The sequence below is a fragment of the Syntrophomonas sp. UBA1041 genome, assembly GCF_002316705.1.
Taxonomy (GTDB): domain Bacteria; phylum Bacillota; class Syntrophomonadia; order Syntrophomonadales; family Syntrophomonadaceae; genus DTU019.
This window is the reverse complement of sequence record NZ_DCEA01000059.1, coordinates 1-2857: the sequence shown is the minus strand read 5'-3', so window position 1 is coordinate 2857 and position 2857 is coordinate 1. Positions and strand designations below refer to the sequence as shown.

The 2857-nt window shown below is 47.0% G+C and carries 3 protein-coding genes; 2 read left to right on the top strand and 1 reads right to left on the bottom strand.

Annotation, left to right across the window (positions count from 1 at the left end; all coding sequences use genetic code 11):
• The first annotated feature begins 200 nt into the window (after nt 1–200).
• Together B2633_RS08495 and B2633_RS08490 are read left to right on the top strand one after the other, a co-directional pair.
• Nucleotides 201–1205 (top strand): macro domain-containing protein, encoded by a 1005-nt coding sequence (locus B2633_RS08495; RefSeq protein ID WP_483170176.1) that lies wholly within the window; start codon nt 201–203, stop codon nt 1203–1205.
• 108 nt (nt 1206–1313) lie between these two features.
• Nucleotides 1314–1985: a vWA domain-containing protein gene (locus tag B2633_RS08490; RefSeq protein WP_483170174.1), complete on the top strand. Its 672-nt coding sequence runs from the start codon at nt 1314–1316 to the stop codon at nt 1983–1985.
• A 140-nt stretch (nt 1986–2125) separates the two neighbouring features.
• Here B2633_RS08490 and B2633_RS08485 read toward each other — a convergent pair whose 3' ends face one another.
• Nucleotides 2126–2443, bottom strand: coding sequence for a DUF3784 domain-containing protein (locus tag B2633_RS08485; protein WP_483170173.1), 318 nt, complete (start codon nt 2441–2443; stop codon nt 2126–2128).
• Nucleotides 2444–2857: the final 414 nt, after the last annotated feature.

Genomic DNA, 2857 nt, shown 5'->3' with positions numbered 1-2857 from the left:
TTGAGGCAGCCACTTTTAATTATATGAAAATGATAAACGAGGAAAGAGTAGATACCAAGCTCAACGGCCTATTCCCGGACTATACTTAAGCAGTGCCGCAGATGCTTCTTGTTTCGGCATGGCAATATTATATAATAAATATAACCTCCCCAAAACTTGGGAGTTGCCTAAGACTCAGATGAAACAGGAGGTATTCCGCCATGCCCTTTACTATCGTCCGCAATGACATCACAAAAATGCGGGTTGACGCAATTGTCAATGCTGCAAACGCATCGCTCCAGATGGGAGGTGGAGTGTGCGGCGCCATTTTTAAAGCTGCCGGCGCAGATAAGCTGCAAACTGAGTGTAATGCTATAGGCGGCTGTGAAACGGGACAGGCAGTTATTACCCCCGGGCACAACCTGCCCGCAAAATATATTATCCACACCCCTGGCCCGGTGTGGCAAGGTGGCCGGCAGGGTGAGGAGACGCTGTTGCGGGGCTGCTATATTAATTCGCTTATGCTGGCAGAGCAGCATGGCTGTGACTCAGTTGCTTTCCCCTTGATCTCTTCAGGCATATATGGTTACCCGAAAAAGGAAGCCTTGCGCGTGGCTGTTGCTGCCATCCAAGACTTCCTGCGCCACAGCGACATGGCAATTTTCCTGGTTGTATTCGGCAAGGCGGCGGTTGAAATCAGCGAGCAATTGCTTGGAGCGGTCGAGGCATACATTGATGAGCATTACGTTGCTGAACATACGGATAAGCGCCGCAAACTCCTGACTAATGAATCCTCGCTGATGTTCGAGGATGCCACCTTCCAAAAGGTGTCCACGCCGATTATGGAGGCGCCTATGGCCGGCCTTGATGCATTAGTCGGCCACCTGGACGAGCCCTTTTCCCAGACACTGCTCCGGCTGATTGACGCGAAGGGCAGAACAGATGTTGAGGTCTATAAAAGCGCCAACATCGACCGCAAGCTGTTCTCCAAAATTCGGAGCAACAAAGCCTATATGCCCAGCAAGAAAACTGCTGTCGCCCTGGCCATCGCCTTGGAGTTGAATCTTGCTGAAACCAGGGACTTGCTGGCCCGGGCAGGCTATGCCCTGTCACCCAGTCAAAAGTTCGATGTGATTATCGAATACTTTATCACGATTGGTAAGTACGACATCTACGAGATTAATGAAGTGCTATTCCATTATGACCAGCCTTTGCTGGGTTCATGAGGCGCCAAAAGCAAGATACATGTTGGCTTTTGTCGCTCTGCAAGCGACCTCTCTGCTTTAGTGCCGTGGTATCCTCTATTCAGACTAAATATGAATGGAGGATTTCTTATGAAGAAAAACCTGACGGAACTGGTGTTTATCCTGGACAAAAGCGGTTCAATGAGCGGGCTGGAGCAGGATACAATCGGCGGATACAACGCTATGCTTGAAAAGCAAAAAGCCCTTGATGGTGAAGCACTTATTACAACGGTTCTATTTGATAACAACTATGAACTGCTTCATGACCGCATTGACCTTCGGGCAGTGTCGCCTATTACCGAAAAGGAATACTTTGTGGGAGGCACAACGGCTTTGCTTGATGCCATCGGCAGGACGATTAACAAGATCGGCAATGCTCAGAAGCAGACATCCGAGGAATACCGAGCCGACAAAGTGCTGTTTGTTATTACCACCGACGGCATGGAGAATGCCAGTCGGGAATATGACTACAATAAAATCAAGGGGATGGTCGAAAGGCAAAAAAACAAGTACGGCTGGGAGTTTATCTTCCTGGGAGCGAACATAGATGCAGTTGACGTAGCCGGACGTTTCGGCATCGCTCCTGACCGGGCGCAGAACTACCATGGGGATAGTGAAGGTACAAGCCTGAATTTTAAGGTTACGGCCCAAGCCATAGCTTCTTACCGGGAGAGCGGCATACTAGCAGACAACTGGGGCGATGAGATTAAGGAAGATTTCCTGCGCCGCGGCGGCAAGGGTAAGGACAAATCTAAAAAATAACGATTTCCCTTGTCACCACGCGCCTAAAACTAAAAGGGATGCAGGGAACGGAAAAAGCACTCACTTGTGTGGGTGCTTTGTATTTCAGGAATCCTGGTCACCTTCCGGGTTGAGGATATACCGAACAGATTTAAGTGCTTTTATAATAGTCCGTTATTATATTTACGTTGTGCCTGGATAATCATAACAATTCCCCAGATAAAGCCAATAACAAAAAATAACCAACCATAACCTGTCTGAGTCGCAAATTCAACTATACCTGTCAACATTATTCCAATCCCCATCAGGATAATTGCTTTGCCCATTTTTTCAGTATAAGGCTTTTTATCCTTTTCAGAAACCTTTGTATAATGATATCGGTGTATGAGTGTAATTTGTTCATTCTTCCATATGCGCAAACCTAGAAATAAGAATACCGAGCCAACAATTAACATTAAAATTAACACAAACAGAAACACAAATTTCCCTCCTCACAAACCTTTCCAATATTAATATCAATGACTAAATGATTTGTCAACTTTGCAACCCCAAATCCAGCTGCTCTCGGTCTTTCCTGCCTATGGGATTCAGGTCATTCCCGCAGTTTTCGGCAATACAAAAGCACCCATATAACCCTTTGTAGGGTTGATTAGTTCCATTTTTCATGGGCGCTAATCTGCCTGGATATTTGCTGTTGAAGGGAAAACTGGTCTATAATTAAATCGGCGTAGTTGGTTAAAAAAGGGAGGTATTTATATGCCAATTGAGTATAAACCCTTGAAAATTGCCCATCTGCCAACTCCCTTGGAGGGGGCCGACCGGTTGGCAGATGCTCTGGGCGGTACAAGGATATTTATCAAGCGGGACGACGCCACCGGTCTGGCGGGAGGCGG

Excerpts from the sequence above, each read along its gene's own strand:
- B2633_RS08495 (WP_483170176.1), top strand. The coding sequence starts at position 201 with ATGCCCTTTACTATCGTCCGCAATGACATCACAAAAATGCGGGTTGAC.
- B2633_RS08490 (WP_483170174.1), top strand. The coding sequence starts at position 1,314 with ATGAAGAAAAACCTGACGGAACTGGTGTTTATCCTGGACAAAAGCGGT.